The organism is Desulfoluna spongiiphila (assembly GCF_900101345.1).
GTDB lineage: Bacteria > Desulfobacterota > Desulfobacteria > Desulfobacterales > Desulfolunaceae > Desulfoluna > Desulfoluna spongiiphila.
Genome location: NZ_FMUX01000015.1, coordinates 16,028 through 33,072 on the forward strand (window position 1 = coordinate 16,028; position 17,045 = coordinate 33,072).

A 17,045-nucleotide genomic window follows, 5' to 3' on the forward strand; every position below is an offset into this window, starting at 1 on the left:
CCATGCCCCCGCCTACTCTTCCACGTGGGTCAGGTGCTCAGGGACAACCACCATCTTGATGAGCAGCGGCTTGAGAAACGACCACCGAATCCCGATCTTGTAGACCTCTTCAAGGTCCCTGATGGCATCCCAGCAGTTGTGGCAGGGCGTGATCACCAGCTTGGCCCCGGTGGCCAGGATCTGGTCCCGCTTCACCTTCATGCCGGTGTTTCGCTCCTGGCGGTAGCGCCCGATGCCGTTTAGGCCCCCTCCCCCACCGCAGCAGAAGTTGTGTTCCCGGGTGGGCGTCATTTCCCGGAAATCCTCTGCGATCTGTGCCATGATGTACCGGGCGGCGCTGGCCAGGCCTGCGTTGCGGATGTAGTTGCAGGAGTCATGGTAGGTCACCGGCTCCTTGATCCGTTTGGCCGGATCAATTTTCAATTTACCGGTTCGAAGGGCCTCTGCCACCCATTCCACGTAGTGGAGGGTCTCCACCGGAGGTTTTCCGTCTTTGATCCCGGCCCAGTAAGGCCCTTCGATGACGGTGGCCCGGTAGGCGTGCCCGCACTCGGTGACCACCATGCGCTTGGGCTTGAGCCGGTCGATGGCCGAATAGACGGACTGGACCTGCAGCTTGGCTGCCTCCCAGTCTCCTGCAAACATGGCAAGGCTGGTCTCTTCCCACCCTTCGGAGGGAACGGTCCAGCTCTCTCCGGCCAGGTGAAACAAGGTGGCGGCGTCGGCGAGGTCTTCCGGGTAGTGCTTGGGCTCCCTGGCATTGACCGTGTAAATGATGTCCGCGTTCTCCTGGTCCATGGGGATCGAAAGACCCGGCCACTCCTCCTCGGTCTCCTCCTCCATCCACTCGCAGGTGTCCACCCAGTCCTCGGTGGTGATGTCCATCTGGGCGCGGTACACCCGGTGCATGCCCGAGCCGATCTTCATCTCCCAGGGCACAAATCCCTGGGAGTACAGCAGGCCGCGCAGGTAGCTGAACATCACCCCCATGTCGATGCCCATGGGGCAGTACAGGGCGCATCGGTTGCAGCAGGTGCACTGGCCCCAGGCCACGTCCATGCAGTGCATCATAAAGGCGGTGTCCACCTTCCCTTTCCGATGCACCAGCTCACCCAGGGTGGACTGGATCTTGTAGGAGGGGACCTGTTTGGGGTCCTTGTCGTTGGCGAGATAGAAGAAGCAGGAGTCGGCGCAGAGGCCGCATCCCTGGCAAGTGTTGAGCCAGGTCTTCAGCCGGGACTTGAGGCTCCGTTTGAGCTCGGCCTTCAAGGCAGGGACGTCCACCTCAAGGGAGGCCATCTCTTTGTAGTACTGGGCGCCTCCCTTGTCGGTCATGAACGCTGAGAGTTCGTCTTTGGTATCAATGGGTTTTCTGTTGCAAAATGTTCCTTCCGGCATTGTCTCTTTTCCTTCTGTGGTCGTGTTCCATGCAAATCTTTACGCCCCGCAAGGGGCATCATCGTCTCCCGGGGTGCTTTCTGACCTTTGCTCAGACAGGCATGCCCGCCGACTTCATCCCTCCGCGCTTGACGCCGAAATCCATGCCGATCTGAATGCGGGAGCAGAAGAAGAGCACGACATGGGAGAGTTTGGTAAAGGGGATGGCCACCAGCAGCATCTCCCCTGAGAGGATATGGGCCAGGGTCCAGAAGGTGCTGTCCCCAATCTGGTGGTAGGCGATGTAGCCGGTTGCAAAGGGAGCCACGGCGATAAAAAGGGCCCCCAGCTCACGGCTTGTGGTAAGAAGGCGCACTTCGGGAAGGACCACCCGGCGGATCACCATGGCCAGGGCGGCCACCATGACCCCCACGGTCATCCAGTCCGCCACCGCATCGGGAAGGGTCGGCACGGCAATGCCCCAGCGCAATTTCAGGATCACGGCATGGGCGCAGAGGAACAGGGGCGCGATCACCGCACACAGGTGAAAAAGATAGAAGATCACGGTGTAAACAGGCTTGACCCGCCAGCTTCGGGTGCCGAAGGGCAGCATCCAGAAAAAAAGGGAGCGAAAGGCGCCCCGGATCCCCCAGCCGATATTCGAGCTGTAGGAGACCCGGTCCAGGTCCTGGTCCAGGTTCTTTACGTAAAGAACCACATGCACAAGGCAGCCGATAAAAAAAACACTGAAGGAGAGCCAGAGAAGCGGCCCGGTAATAAACTGATACATGGTGTTTCCTCCGAACATGAATTCGAATAAAAATGTGAGGCGCGTGTGGCGTGGTCTACCTGGGCTCTGTGCCGAAAGGTGCGTGGCACCCGGTGCAGTCGTCCACCACCCCGGCCCCCATGGTGTCGTGGCAGCCGATGCAGCTGCGCTCTGCATCAAGGGAGTGAATGGCCGTCTGCAGGGTGACTCCGTCTCCCTCGGGCGAACCGTCCCGGGTATGGCACTCGGCACAGCCGGTGTCGGGCTCTTTGTGATGGCAGATATCGCAGGAGATGACGGACTCTTCATGGAGGTCATGGTCAAAGGCAACCTCGCCGCCGTAAGCGGCCATGGCAGGCAGCTCGCCAGAGTCGGAAGATGAAAGGGGCTTTGCGTGGCACCCGGTGCAGTCAAGGGGAGCATCGGAGGTGGCGATGTCCAGGTGGCAGGTGATGCACAGGGTGTGGGAAGTCTGGGCCGTATCGCCGCGGCCTTGACTTGACGCAAGGGCGTCATGGCACGTTTGGCAGTCAAGGGCGGCGTCATCGGTATGGCGCACGTGGAGACGGGCATCAAAATCAACGGCGTGTGACATGGATGACGGGTTGGGGGCGTGTTTTACGTGACAACCGCTGCAGACCTGGGGGCCGGTGGGCTCTCCGGTTGCCTCACGCTCGGCATGGCAACCGATGCAGTGATCGTGGTAAAAATCCTGCACAGCCAGGCCTGAAAGGCCCTGCCGATCTTTCAGGGCAAAGGAGATGCCGGGGCTGTCCCCGGGGGCCGGATCATGGCATGCAAGGCAGCTTGCTCCCTCGTCCGTGGCCGCCACGTGCAGGTCATGGGGAAATCGCACGGCCGGACGTTCCTGGGAGTCCAACGGGGCAAGGGCATCAATGGTAATGAGATCAACGCTTTCTTCCGGAGATGTCCGGTGGGCAGTGTACGCCAGGCGCAACCCCACACAGGACAGAATCAGAAAAACAGCCAGGGTTGCCTCGACTCGCTTTCGCATAACGGTTCCTTCTCATGGCTCAGGTTAACAGAAAACAATGGATATATCGGGCCCAGTCGTTTCGACTGTGGCTTCGGTCCCATAAAAAATCTCCCGGCAGCGCTGCCTGGAAATGCGTTCTCTCTTGATACCTGCTGAGAAGACGAGGTTTCCCATCAAGGAAATCCTGTGGACGTGTGCCTCATGAAAGCCCACCACAAAAAAATTGCCCCGTTATGTGTCACACGTTCGATTACTCATTAATACTCCATGCCCACTGCGTATGAGCAATGAAACACTACGCTTCACGCAAGGGCATTGTCAATTATTTTTTTCAAGAGCCCCACTCATCAGCAGTTTTCGCGCTTCTATTTGTCATGATTCTAATATATTGAGAAAGGTGAAAATTCGCCCCTCCGCTATTTACCCCAAAACTTGAAAAGAAATAAAAACTGCGTCATCAATTATACTGATCAAGTCTTTCAATAGAATTGCGAGGGAGGTGAGAGGTCACGGATCGGTGTTGAGAATGAAACACACGTCACCCGTGGTGGGTGAACATGGGGTGCCCTTGTCAAGGGTCTGGTATGGGCTCGGGAACAAGCTGGGCTCAAAGGGAGGAAACCATGATGGCGTCCCCCCTGGGTGGGGGTGTCGGGCAGGCAATGGGGGGGGCTTTGCGTGAAACGGGACTGGTTTTAATACCGCTTGACCCGACGGATGGACTCGCCGTGCCAGATGCTGCCGCCCAGGGCGCAAAACCAGGCGGCGTTATCCCCGGAGACAACGGCTTCTCCATGGGGTGCTTCCAAAAGAGCCTCGGCCAGGAGGTAAAGGGGGCTGGCCCCATGGACCTTGAGCTCATCGGCGTTGAGGCTCCCTTTTTCCATGGCCGCCTCAAGGGCCTTTCGGATCATGGGAAGCGTTACCACGTGGCAGTTATGAAAGGCATCGGATTTTAAACGCTGTTTCACGACCTGGTCCGGTTCGGTGCTGAGGAGCACCTCCACCGAGGCACAGCGCCTGCGCATGGCCTCGGCCATCTGCACCACGTCGTCCCGGGAGGTAAGAAGAATCAAGGGGGGCTCTTTTTTTGTCTTCGGGGGCCGTCCGCTTTGGCTGAACACTTTTTTCACCGCCGTCCAGCGCTCATCCAGGCGCATATCAAGGAGGGTTCGGGTCAGGGCGTCCCTGTCTTTTTCCTGCAGGGTCTCTGCGTGGACGATGCGGTAACGCTTGGTTCCGCTGTAAAATCCCTTTTCCACCACAACCACCCTGGCTGTTCCCTCATCCCTTTCCAGATACGCCCCCAGAAAAAACATCCGTGCCTCCACAATCAACAAACAGAACAAAGGCCCCGGCAAAAAAATCATGTTTTTTTGCCAGAGCCCCAATACGCCGGAACCATGGATGGATATCTATACCTGGAGACCCGCGATGTCAATCATGGAGGCAGCCAGGAACAAGACGTTTCACTCAACGCTGAGCCGCCTGCGATTTGCCCGGAGAGCAAACCACAGACGGCATGTTCACTGACACATTACCCGAAAAAGGCCGTCTCCGGGATGGTCATGGCGGCATCCGACCCCTTGAGGATGGCGCGCATGCGCCCCTGGGCCACGGGCAGTTCCGTCTGGATGTAGTGGGCTGCCGAGGCCAGGACGCCCCCGTAGAAGTCCTTGTCCCGTTTTTTTGTTTTTTCAAGGCCCGCCGTGGCGGTAAGGGCCCGCCAGAGGTGCATCCAGGCAAAGACCACATCCCCTGTAACGGTCATGAAAGGATGGGCGTTGGCAAAGGCGTTCATCACCTCCGTGCTCATGGCGGTCTTGCCCATGTACATGGCCACCTCGCCGAGTTTGCCCACGGCTTTTTCAAGCTCGTCGGCAAGGGGAGCAAGGGCCGCGACCTCCCGGGCCCCGGCGATGGTTTTCTGCATCTCGGCCATGAGATCCATGACGGCCTTGCCCTTTTTCATGCCGAGCTTGCGCCCCAGAAGATCCATGGCCTGGATCCCGTTGGTGCCTTCATAGATCATGGTGATGCGGCAGTCCCTGAGGAGCTGGGCCTGGGGGTACTCTTCGATGAACCCGTATCCCCCGTAAACCTGCATGCCGTGGGAACAGACATCGTAGGAACGGTCCGTCACGTACCCCTTGCCGATGGGGATGAGCACGTCGATGATTCCCTGGAGTCGCTCTTTCTCGTCCTCGGAGTCACTCACCTTTTTGAGGTCGGAACAGTAGCCGATGTAAAAGAGAAGGCTTCGCATGGCCTCCACGTTGGCCTTCATGGCGATGAGCTGGCGGCGAATGTCCGGGTGCTGGATGATGGGTACCGCGGGCGGGTTTTTGTCCATCATGGTCATGAGGTTGGGGCCCTGGACCCGCTCTTTGGCGTAGGTCAGGGCGTTGGCATAGGACGCACCGGCCACGCTGAGACCCTGGATGCCCACGAAAAGACGGGCTTCGTTCATCATCTGGAACATGGCCCGCATGCCCTTGTTGGGCTCGCCGAGGAGCTCGCCCACGCACTCGCCCTTCTCCCCCAGGGCAAGGGAGCAGGTGCAGTTGCCGTGGATACCCATTTTGTGCTCGATGCCGGTGCAGACCACGTCGTTGAACTCTCCCACGGATCCGTCATCGGCGACCCGGTACTTGGGAACCGTAAAGAGGCTGATCCCCTTGGTGCCTTCCGGTGCGCCCTCAATGCGGGCCAGTACGGGATGGACGATGTTCTCCACCATGTCATGCTCGCCGCCGGAGATAAAAATCTTGTTGCCCTTGATGCTGTATGTGCCGTCGGCGTTGGGGGTGGCCGTGGTGGTCAGGGCGCCCACATCCGAACCGGCACCGGGTTCGGTAAGAAGCATGGTGCCCGTCCACTCACCGGAGTACATCTTGCGCAGGTACTTCTCCTTCTGCCCCTGGGAGCCGAAGGCCTCCACGAGGTTGGCGGCACCGTGGGTCAGGGCCACGTACATGTACATGGCCATGTTGGCACCGGAGAGGTATTCGGTACACGCCATGGACAGGGCGTGGGGCATGCCCTGCCCGCCCCAGCCGGGATCTTCACTGGTGGCGATCCATTCACCGTCCCGGTAGAGCTCCCAGACCCGCTTGAACTCATCGGGGATCTGCACGTGGCCGTTTTCAAGGGTGCATCCGGACTGATCACCGGGGGCGTTGGTGGGGAGCACCTCTTTTAAAGCCAGGTTCCGCGCTTCGGAGATCACCAGGTCGATGGTTTTTTTATTGAATTCTCCGTAGGTTTCGTGGTTGCTGAGATCACTCAGGTTCAGCTGCTCATGAAGTACAAATTCAACGTCACGTCGGTCTGCAAGTTGGTGTGCCATCATGCCTCTCCTCTGGGTTGAAAACTCGGAATAAACGAACATGCAGCAAGGGCTCCGGCCGGTTGCGCGGGGCGTTGGGTACCCCCGGGCATGCCCCTTCCGCAAGGGTGCCTGTCTCGGGATGCTGCGCATAACGTTAACGTCAGCTTTAATCAAGACACCCCCTCCGTGTCAAGATGATTGTATCCATACGTGAACTTTGTTACCATCAAGAACAAACAACCGCACCCCCTTCCCTTTCTTTTTCCCATTCCCAGCCGGGAGGCACAGTGACATGAAACGGATTGCATGCATCACCGGATGTTCATCGGGCATCGGCAAAGCCCTGGCCCAGAATTTCCTGAAGGCAGGATGGACCGTCTACGCCACGGCCCGCAAACGCGAAGCCCTGGCCCAACTGATCTCCTTGGGGGCCCAGCCCGTGGCCCTGGACCTGACGGATCAGGCATCCGTCACCGCAGCCGTGGACCACATCCTCAGCCGCGAAACCCACGTGGACATGCTGATCAACAACGCCGGATACGGCGCCATGGGCCCCATGGCGGAAATTCCCGTGGATGAGCTGAGAAGGCAGTTCGAAGCCAACCTCTTCGGTCAGGTGGCCATGATCCAGGCGGTTGTCCCCTCCATGATCGAGGGCGGCGCAGGACATATCATCAACATCGGAAGCGTCTCCGGGATCCTGCCCACCCCGTTTTCCGGTGCCTATGCCGCCAGCAAGGCCGCCTTTCACACCGTGAGCGACGCCCTGCGCCTGGAACTGGCCCCCTTCGGCATCCAGGTGGTGACCGTGCAGCCCGGGGGCATCGCCTCCCGCTTTTCCGCCAACGCCGAGGCACAACTCAAAGAAACCACGCGGAACCTCAACCACTACGCCCCGTCCATGGATGCCATCGTCCGGCGCACCCGCATCTCCCAGGAGAGCGCCATGCCCCTGGACCAATTCGCCGAAAAGCTCACGGCCCTCCTCCTTCGAAAAAACATCCCCCCCGTCATCCGCCTCGGCACCCACAGCACCCTGCTCCCCTTCCTCAAGAAATGGGTGCCCACGCGGCGACGCGATGCCATCTTGATGAAAAAATTCAAGCTGAATTAAGCAGCCTTCTTGTGATCAGGAAAGGGTGAAACACAAAAAAAACAAAACCATGCCTCCGGCGGCGAGGTGTGCCACCTCGAAAGCTGGTTGCCATTGCGCTTCGCCCTTCGTTCCTCAGGGCAAATCGCAATGGCATTTGCTGCGGGCTCCGCCTTGCCGATATGCAAAATCAAACCGTGGATGACACACGTCACATAATCTGGCGGCATCTCACATGGAGTCGGAGCCTGTTTTTTTAAGGCCTGTTTGTTGAACTTTTTAGACGCTTAGTCCCCGTCAGGGCCGCCGGAGGCTTCTTTTCAGGCATTCGTAAAAGGGGGCCCTGGCCTCCATTTCCATCCAGGGTTTGTGGCCGCAGTGCGTCAGGAGGACAAACCTGAAATCGGCAAGGGCTTTTGCAAGGGGGACCCGCACGCCCTCGGCCGGATGGGGGTCGTAGTCGCCGTGGATGGCGGTTACCGGACAGGCAAGGGCGGAGGCCGCAGACAGCAGCGAGCCGTTTCGGCGCCACTCGGCGGCCTCGGGCCACACCGCGTTGAAGATGTCGGCGGAGCAGAAGATGTCATCCGTGTCATCGTGGATGGGATGAAAGGCATCGGCCCTGGAGAAGATCCGGCCGAAGCGGCTGAACACCTCGTTGCGGACACGCTCCGACGGATCCTTGAGATCCGGCATCAATCGCTTTACCTCGGCCTGTTCATCGGAGGTCAGCCGCCCCATGCGCACCGCGTCAATGCCTGCGGCATCGGCTTCGCGGAAGGGCCCGCTCCCCACCAGGATCAACCGGCTGACAAGCTCCGGGTGCCGTGAGGCCAGGATGACGCTCAGCCAGGCCCCCCAGGAAAACCCGATGAGGGCCACCGGGCCGGGGGCATGGTTCGACAGGGCGGCAAAGAGTTCCTCCACCTGTCCTTCCAGGCTCCGGGCCGTCTGAAGCGGCTCCAGAACGCCCCACTCCCTTGAGAGCTCCCGGGCCACCGGGGCCATCTCCCCTGCCCCGCCCGGCCCGCCATGTACAACCGCCACCTCAAAGGGTGCCTTCCCGTATTTTCTTACGTTTTCCATACCGTTCAAACCTTTCCATGGAATCCTCAGACGCAAAACAGCCCGTAATACAGGAACTACCCATATCACGGGCTGAAAAAACATACAAAAGTGATGCCTTCTTGGCTAAAGTCGGATGGATCACAGGGTCAAGGGGGCTCAGAAAAAACAAAAGCAATGCCTCCGGCGGCGAGGTGTGCCACCTCGAAAGCTGCTTGCAAATGCGCTTTCCCCTTCGTTCCTCAGGGAAAATCACATTCGCCTTTCATTCAAGGCATGGTGAGGGCATCGTGCTACACAGCTGTTTGTCAAACTTTTCAAACGTTTGGCCCCCGGCAGGGCCGCCGGAAGCATCTTTAACTTGGCTGCCTCCGGCGACAAGGTGAGCCACCTTAAAAAGCTGCTTGCCTCAGAGCTTTAAACCTCGTTCCTCGGGTTAAAGCTCTGAGGCATTTATGGTTGACTTGTCCATTTTTTTTTTGTCTGAGCCGTGCCTATTCTCCTATCACCTATGCCCTCCCCTACATCTCCCTCGTCTGCACAATACGCTCCGTGCACCGGTCCACAAGGTAGAGGATGGATGAATAGTTGATGCCGCCGTGCAGGGAGAGGCCGATCTCACAGGTGCGGCTGGTGGAGAAACCCTCGCGGCAACCGGCCACCTGGTCCTTGAGACCGTCCAATGCGGCCTCGTTGAGCTCGGGGACGCTGAAGCCCCGGTCTCCGGCAAAGCCGCAGCAGTTGATGTTTTCCGGAACAACCACCCGGTCAGCGCAGAGTTCGGCCAGCTCCTTGAGCTTGCCCTCAAGGCCCAGTTTCAGGGTAGTGCAGGTGGCATGGATGGCGATCCTGTCGTCGCTGCGGTTAAAGATGAGACGTTTTTTCAAGAACTCCAGGATAAAGGCCACGGGCTCGTACAGGGTAAGGGATTCGGAAAGGGTCTCTTTCATGTGGTACAGGCAGGGGCTGGTATCCGCAAGGATGGGATACTCGCCGTCCCGGCTTGCGGCCATGAGGGCTTTTTCCAGCTCGGCGGCTTTTTTATCGGCCTGGCGGGTATAGCCCTTGCTGGCAAAGGGGAGTCCGCAGCAGAGGGTGCTGATCCCTTCCGGGATGATGACATCGTAGCCTGCCTTTTCAAGGACAGAGAGGGTGACGTCCCCCAAGGGCCTTTTGTCCTCCATCTGCAGGGCGGCCCCGAAGCTTCGACTGATGCATGAAGGAAAGTAGACAACCTTCAGGGGATTCAGGGATTTCCCGTTCAGCTTTCTCATTTTTCTGGCCGCATCGGGAAGAGCCCGGTTCCACATGGGCAGAGTGTTCAGGGAGAGGCGGTGGGCATGCATGGCCACAGCCTCCATGATGCCGTCCCCGGCAAGCTTGTGAACCATATGGGCCCCTTTGAGCCCTGCCCGCACGGTACGGGTCGTTCCGCCGTAATGATCGGCCAGAAGGGAGGCGGTGCGGTTTCCTATCTTTCCGGTGGTCTCGGCGCGCTGCTTTTTGGTGAAGCTGCCGGTGTTAATCCCCACCGGGCATCGCTGGGCACACAGGCCGTCTGCCGCGCAGGTCTCAAGGGCCGGGTAGTGATACGCCCTCTTCCATTTCCGGGCACCCTTATCGTTTTCAAGGCGCTTTGCTTCCCGCCAGGCCGTGATGCGATGCCGGGGGGTAAAGGTCAGGTTCCTGGAGGGGCAGACAGGCTCGCAGAAGCCGCACTCGATGCATTTGTCCACGATCTCGTCGGCTGCGGGCATGGGTTTCAGGTTCTTGATGTGGGCCTGGGGGTCTCCGTTTAGAATCACCCCGGGGTTTAAGATGCCTTCCGGGTCGAACAGGTTTTTGATCTCCCGCATGAGGCCATAGGCCTCCTTGCCCCACTCCATCTCCACGTACGGAGCCATGTTGCGACCGGTGCCGTGCTCCGCCTTGAGGGAGCCGTCGTAGGTCCTCACCACCATGGTGGCCACCTCATCCATAAAATCCCGGTAGCGATCGATCTCGGACTGCTCTTCAAAGGCCTGGGTGAACACAAAGTGAAGGTTGCCCTCCAGGGCGTGCCCGAAGATGATCGCCTCGTCGTACCGGTATTTTTCAAAGAGGGCCTGCAGCTCCAGGGTGGCCGAGGCCAGGGTGTCCATGGGAAAGGCCACGTCTTCGATGATCACCGTGGTGCCGGTCTCCCGCACGGCCCCCACAGCCGGAAACAGCCCTTTGCGAATGGCCCAGAGGCGCGTGAACTCCTCCGGGTCCGGGGTAAACACCGTGGGAACCACCTGGGTGAGATCGGCCAGGGAGGCCGTAACGGCACTCACTTGGGCGGCAAGGGTCTCCCGGGTTTCGGCCCGGGTCTCCACCAAGAGGGCGGTGACGCCCTCGGCAAGGCCCTTGATGGCCTCGGGCATGCCCTCTTTGTCCTCCACAGACCGAAGGGCCGCCCGGTCCATCAGCTCCACGGCGGCCACGGGCTGCTGTTTCAAAACCACCGTTGCCCTGCAGGCGGTCTCGATGTCGGGAAACAGGAGAAGGGCCGAGGCCTTGTGGGGATGCTCCACCACCGTGTGGTACGTCACCGACGAGATAAACCCCAGGGTCCCCTCCGATCCCACCAGGAGGTGCTTGATGATCTCGAAGGGGTCCTCGAAATCCACCAGGGCGTTGAGGCTGTAGCCCGTGGTGTTTTTGATCTTGAACTTGAGGCGGATCCTGTCGGCAAGGGGCGGGTTGGCCTTCACCGCATCGCGCATGTCGCAGATCCCTTTGAGCATCTCCGGGTGCTCCTCTTTAAACCGGCTGCGGCTGGCGTCGTCTTCCGTGTCAAGCACCGTGCCGTCGTAAAACACCGCCCGGATATCCGCGATGGTTTTGTAGCTGTTCTCCGAAACCCCGCAGCACATGCCGCTGGCGTTGTTGGCGACGATCCCCCCGATCTGGGCGGTGTCGATGGAGGCGGGGTCCGGCCCGATCTTTTTGCCGAACTGCGCCAGCCTGCTGTTGGCCCAGCTGCCGATGACCCCGGGCTGGAGCCTTACTTTCCCTGCGTTATCAAAAATAGCACACCCCTGCCAGGTGGCCCCCAGCCTCACGAGGATGGAGTCGGTGACGGCCTGGCCCGAGAGGCTGGTCCCGGCGGCGCGAAAGGTGACGGGCACGTTGCGGGCCCCGGCTTCCCGAAGGATCCTCACCACCTCCATCTCCTCTTCCACGGTGATCACGATTTTCGGCACCATGCGGTAAAAACTGGCGTCCGTGCCGTAGGCCAGGGTGTAAAGGGGATCGGTGGTGATCCGTTCCGGAGGGATCACCTGCTTCATGGATCGCAAAAAGGCTTTATACTCTTTTGTCAGCATGGCGGGTCCTCGCTGATTTTTACTGGGGATGAAAATCACCGAAGCGTTGAAGGGAATGCAAAGCGATGGGAATGATAAAACGAGAGAAAGGAATGGTGCATATCCGCCAGAACAGCCGCGGCATCTTTTTTACCATTATGGGTAACCCGCCATTTGGTGTCAACGCATATCCCGCAAATCCATCTGCATTGCCGGGGTGTTACGGAAAAAGCGGAGTCATTTCGCGGCATCGCAGGGCCGCAATCCGTCGCTGTCAATCCTCCTGAAGGATTCACATTCACAAATTGTCATCAAGAAATGAATATGCTATGTTTTTTGTGATTTTTTGCTCCAAGGAGTTGCCCACACCTATGGTGAGCCTTCGACAACACTGTTATTCCTGATTCTCATCGTTTTTTCCGACCACAGATTATTGTTCCCGATACACAATCACAACAACCCTTTCAAGGGAGGTTTTGATGACTCGCAACCGTTTTCAGGTTTTTCCCACCTACACCCAGGAATTTCATACGCACCACAGTTATCCCGTTTGTTTTACGAACAATCTGTTTACCGGCACCAATCAGACCATTCGCCGGACCCTGACAAAAATGGGGCACGATGCCCCCGTGCGATGTGCCATCCTCGTGGATTCGGGTGTGGTGGCTCGCAACCGCAATTTGATCAAGCAGATCATCCGCCATTTTCAAAAAGAGCATCCCTTTTTTGAGCTGTGCCACGCCCCCTTTATCATGTGTGGCGGAGAGGCCGTGAAAAACAGCCAGCGCATGGTGGAAGAGACCGCAACCATCGCCCATGCTCACGGTCTCTGCCAGGAGAGCCTGGTGTTCGTGGTGGGGGGCGGCGCTTTTCTGGATGCGACCGGTGCAGCCCTTGCCCAGTGCCGGGGTGGCATCAAGACAGTCAACGTGCCCACCTCCACCCTCTCTCAATGTGCTGCCGGTGTCGGGACCATGCGGTACATGAACACACGCGGGATTAAAAATTTCTCCGGCATCGCGGCTCCGCCCTACGCGGTGTTCATCGATTTTTCCCTGCTCAAGACCCTGCCCTTTGAGCATCACATCAGCGGCATGGCCGAAGCGTTCAAGATGGCCCTGTCCGCCGACCCGGACTTTTTCTCCTACCTGGTGAGAAAGGCCCGGAAACTGCGCCAGAACGATCCGGCCACCGTGGAAAAGGTCGTCCATAAGACCGCCACCCTGCACCTCGACCGGGTCCGGGCCTCAACCGACCCCATCCTCGACGGGGCAAGCGAAGGCACCAGCCTCGGTTGCCGGGTGGCCCACTGGCTGGAGACCTGTTCAGGGTACAAGCTCCCCCATGGACACGCCCTGTCCGTGGGCATCGCCTTGAACGCAAGCTATGCCCGCCACACGGGTTCCCTTTCCGAGGAGGATTTTTCGAAACTGATCCACGGGCTCATGACCTGCGGGCTCCCCGTGTGGAACCGGTTCCTGGAGGCCAGAAACGACAAGGGGATTCCGGAGCTGACAGCGGTGCTGGCCCGCTCCCTTCAAAACGCCTCCGGGGCCGGGGCCGCTCTCATGGTGCCCGATGGCATCGGCGTCCTCAAGGCGGAGTCCCACCTGGATTTTAAAGCCTTTGAAAAGGGGGTTGGGGTGCTGCGGGGGTTCGCCAGAAAAGAGATCTCCGACGAACGGCGCATTTTTGTGGTGAGCCCTGGAAAGCAACCAAAGGAAACCAGCATGATGCATGAGGGCATGACCAGGGAGTAACGCGCAGCCGGAGTGGCGGTTAGCCCGGATATTTCACGAGTCGAGTGCGCCCATAGTCAAGGCATCAGAACTGCGGATGCAGCGTTCTGCCTCAACGCTCTGATAGCGCAAAGATGGGTGCGCTCGGCTGAAAAACGAGCCGAAAACGGAAATCACATTTTGCATTCTTGAAATATCGTAACTATTCAGGTTATGCCTCCGGCGGCCCTGCCGGGGGCTAAACGTTTAAAAAATTTAACAAACAGGTCTTAAAAAGACTCCTTGAATGAATATTACTTTAACGGCGGATGTGATTTGCCCCGAGGAACGAGGGGCAAAACGCATCCGCAACCTGCTTTCAAGGTGGCACACCTTGCCGCCGGAGGCTGTTTTTTTGAGCTGAATAGTTACGAAATATCTACATATTCTCAAATAACCATTTGCAATAATATCTTATTGGTTTGGCCTGGTCGTTTTCCCATGACATATCCGGGTCAGTCGCCGCTGCCCATGGCCCTGGCACGCTCTTTAAATGCCGAGGGTAAAAACGCGATGCTCCGGGACGCGTAGTTAAAGGCCACGAGCCCTGTCTCCGCCACGGCCACGGTTTTTCCGGCGCCGGTCACGTGGTAGTGGATCCGGAACCCCGCCTCTCCGACCTCACCGAAGGCACATCCGACGGTGAGGATGTCGCCGAGGAAGGCCTCGGCCCGAAAATTCACGATCAGGTCATCCATGACGATGCCGGTCTTCCCGTCCCCAAGGTCCCCTTCATGGACCCCCATGGCCCGAAAAAGCGCCACCCGGGCGTCATGGAGGATCCCCACCATCTCTGAATTTCCCACATGACCACCGTAATTCAGGTCACCGACCCGGACCTGGATCTCGCAGGTGAACGGGTACTCTTTTTCCAACGCAAGTTTCATACGAGGCATAATACATCCTGTGCAAAGTATCTCGAAACACGACCCATGCGGGCCCTTCGGACACGTGTTTTTTTTCTATCTAAAACGCTGCAGGACCACAGTGATAGCCGAAAACATCCGAAAAAGAAACCTGAAACCGCGACCGCCAGCCCCCTGTTCCCTGCCCTCAGAAAAGGATTGATCCCGTCATCTTTTGCCTGTTACAACACATCATGTTTTCCAGACACACCCATGGCATCCCATGGATTTCCAATATCACAGGCAGTACGACGGTGTGCCGCCGTGTGACCAGATGATCCAGGTGAACCAAGCCCGGACATTTTTCGAGCCTGGTGCGATGAGGGGTACCCCATCAACGTTGATGCGGCCCAAAAGGCGTGCCCCTTGGAAAAGATCCCGGTTTGTTGCAGGTGGAGAGAGGTTGTATGAAGGAACAGACCCACCCCGAGGCCCGACGCGATGCTGGCGCATCATTTTTCCAGAACCTCATGCAGAACATCTCGGCACAGATCATTGTGCTTATGGACTCCATCCACAACCCCGTGGTGGGGGTCGACAGCCGCAGCCGAATCGTGCTGTGCAACCAAACCTTCACCCAGGTGGTGGGACGCTCCCGGGACGATGTCATCGGAACGCCCATCGCCTCGGTCATCCCGGAAACCCGGCTCACCCACATCGTGGAAACCGGAAAAACCGAGGCCGCCAAAAAGATCCGCATCGCCGGTAAAACCTACCTTGCCAACCGAACCCCCATCATCAACGACGGCAACGTGGTGGGGGCCATGGCCCTTCTCCAGGATATCTCCGGTATCGAAGCCCTGAGCAATGAGCTGAGGCACTCCAGCGACACCAACGAAGAGCTCCAGGCCATCATCGAGTCCTCCTTCGACGGCATCTTTGTCACCGACGGCAACGGCAAGGTCACCCGACTCAACCGTGCCTACGAGCGCCTCACCGGCATCAAGCGGTCCGAGATCATGGGCAAGGCCATGACGGAACTCGTCAAAAAGGGCTACTACAGCGAATCGGTGACCTTAAAGGTCCTGAAGAGCAAGCAGCCGGAGTCCGTGTTCCAGGAGGTCAAAAACGGCAAGACCATCATGGTCACCGGCACCCCTGTCCTGGACAAGGAGGGAACCATCGCGCGGGTGGTGACCAACGTCCGCGACGTCACCCAGCTCAACCGCCTGCAGCACGAGCTCTGCTCCATGCAGACCTTGCGCTCCCACTACGAGGTGGAGATCAACAGCCTGCGCCAGGAGCAGGGGGACGGCCAGTACGTGGTCCGGTCCAAGAAAATGCTGGAGATCAAGGCCCTGGCCATGCGCATTGCCCAGGTGGACTCCACGGTGCTCATCCAGGGGGAATCCGGGGTGGGCAAAGAGATGGTGGCTGAGATGGTCCACGCCAACGGCAAACGCAAAGACAAGCCCTTCATCAAGATCAACTGCGCCTCCATCCCGGAAGCCCTCCTTGAAGCCGAACTCTTCGGCTACACCCCCGGATCCTTTACCGGGGCCTCCCGAAAAGGCAAGGCCGGTCTCTTTGAGGCCGCCGACAACGGCTCCATCTTCATGGATGAGGTCGGCGAGATGTCCCTGCCCCTGCAGAGCAAGCTCCTGCGGGTAATTCAGGAAAAAGAGATCACCCGTATCGGAGACACCCGGCCCATCACCGTCAACGTACGCATCATCGCCGCAACCAACCGGGACCTGGAAAAGATGGTTCAGGAGAAGGGTTTTCGCAAGGACCTCTTCTTCCGGCTCAACGTGGTTCCCATTCACATCCCCCCGCTTCGGGAACGGTCCGAAGCCATCGTTCCCATGATCCGCCACTTCCTGGCCAAGTACAACAAGCGCTTTGACTTTGCAAAACGGATCGACCCCGAAGCCGTGGACATCCTCACCACCCACGCATGGCCCGGGAACGTACGCGAGCTGGAAAACGTCATCGAACGCCTGGTGGTGATCACCCCCGGAGAGCTGATCTGCGCCTCGGACATCCCCGACTCCATCCGTCACCCCGACGGAAAAGGGAGCCTGCCCTGCCTCACGGGCAAACCCCTGAAGGAGATCCTGGAAGAGGTGGAGGCCCGGGCAATAGAGGAGGCCCTGAAAACCCACGGCACCACCCGCAAGGCGGCAGACGCCCTGGGAATCAACCAGTCCACGGTGGTCCGCAAGGCCTCCCGCTACGGGCTGCGCTCTGAAGGGGCCTGATCCCGATGCATGGATGCATTCCGGTGATGCCCCTGGGCATCACCTCGCCATTACACACCGCTTAAAGAAGTATTCAGGCATGTTACAGAAACAACCACCCCTTATTCCGCCCACCGGTGATGCCGCCATGCATCGCCGGTGTACCGAGTCTCCGCTTCGTCAGCTCCTGTCCTCCGCCAAACATCCTTCTAACGTCGTGA

The 17,045-nt window shown here is 58.7% G+C and carries 11 protein-coding genes; 3 read left to right on the forward strand and 8 right to left on the reverse strand.

What is annotated here, in order from left to right:
- Positions 1-12: 12 nt before the first annotated feature.
- The 5 genes from hmcF to BLQ12_RS18095 all read right to left on the reverse strand — a co-directional run bounded on the left by hmcF (position 13) and on the right by BLQ12_RS18095 (position 6,492).
- Positions 13-1,398, reverse strand: coding sequence for a sulfate respiration complex iron-sulfur protein HmcF (gene hmcF, locus BLQ12_RS18075; protein WP_092212674.1), 1,386 nt, complete (start codon positions 1,396-1,398; stop codon positions 13-15).
- 91 nt (positions 1,399-1,489) lie between these two features.
- Positions 1,490-2,167, reverse strand: a complete 678-nt coding sequence (gene hmcE, locus BLQ12_RS18080) for a sulfate respiration complex protein HmcE (RefSeq protein WP_092212676.1) — start codon at positions 2,165-2,167, stop codon at positions 1,490-1,492.
- Positions 2,168-2,222: 55 nt separating this feature from the next.
- A complete protein-coding gene (locus BLQ12_RS18085; protein WP_092212678.1) occupies positions 2,223-3,161 on the reverse strand; it encodes a cytochrome c3 family protein in 939 nt (312 codons plus the stop codon).
- A 677-nt stretch (positions 3,162-3,838) separates the two neighbouring features.
- A complete protein-coding gene (locus tag BLQ12_RS18090) occupies positions 3,839-4,462 on the reverse strand; it encodes a hypothetical protein (RefSeq protein WP_092212680.1) in 624 nt (207 codons plus the stop codon).
- 218 nt (positions 4,463-4,680) lie between these two features.
- Entirely contained in the window at positions 4,681-6,492 is a 1,812-nt protein-coding gene (locus BLQ12_RS18095) for an acyl-CoA dehydrogenase (protein ID WP_092212884.1), read from the reverse strand.
- 274 nt (positions 6,493-6,766) lie between these two features.
- On the opposite strand from BLQ12_RS18095, the gene BLQ12_RS18100 reads away from it, so the two are divergent.
- Entirely contained in the window at positions 6,767-7,588 is an 822-nt protein-coding gene (locus tag BLQ12_RS18100; protein ID WP_092212682.1) for an SDR family NAD(P)-dependent oxidoreductase, read from the forward strand.
- A 276-nt stretch (positions 7,589-7,864) separates the two neighbouring features.
- Here the strand turns inward: BLQ12_RS18100 and BLQ12_RS18105 are convergent, their stop codons facing one another.
- Positions 7,865-8,653, reverse strand: coding sequence for an alpha/beta fold hydrolase (locus tag BLQ12_RS18105; protein WP_092212684.1), 789 nt, complete (start codon positions 8,651-8,653; stop codon positions 7,865-7,867).
- Between the two features lie 500 nt (positions 8,654-9,153).
- A complete protein-coding gene (locus BLQ12_RS18110) occupies positions 9,154-11,982 on the reverse strand; it encodes an FAD-binding and (Fe-S)-binding domain-containing protein (RefSeq protein WP_092212686.1) in 2,829 nt (942 codons plus the stop codon).
- Positions 11,983-12,440: 458 nt separating this feature from the next.
- On the opposite strand from BLQ12_RS18110, the gene BLQ12_RS18115 reads away from it, so the two are divergent.
- On the forward strand, positions 12,441-13,721 hold the full coding sequence (locus BLQ12_RS18115; protein WP_092212688.1) for a 3-dehydroquinate synthase: 1,281 nt from the start codon (positions 12,441-12,443) through the stop codon (positions 13,719-13,721).
- A gap of 473 nt (positions 13,722-14,194) precedes the next feature.
- Here the strand turns inward: BLQ12_RS18115 and BLQ12_RS18120 are convergent, their stop codons facing one another.
- Positions 14,195-14,635, reverse strand: coding sequence for an acyl-CoA thioesterase (locus BLQ12_RS18120; RefSeq protein WP_092212690.1), 441 nt, complete (start codon positions 14,633-14,635; stop codon positions 14,195-14,197).
- A 416-nt stretch (positions 14,636-15,051) separates the two neighbouring features.
- Here BLQ12_RS18120 and BLQ12_RS18125 point away from each other — a divergent pair, with 416 nt between their 5' ends.
- On the forward strand, positions 15,052-16,845 hold the full coding sequence (locus BLQ12_RS18125) for a sigma 54-interacting transcriptional regulator (RefSeq protein WP_217640349.1): 1,794 nt from the start codon (positions 15,052-15,054) through the stop codon (positions 16,843-16,845).
- Positions 16,846-17,045 lie beyond the last annotated feature (200 nt).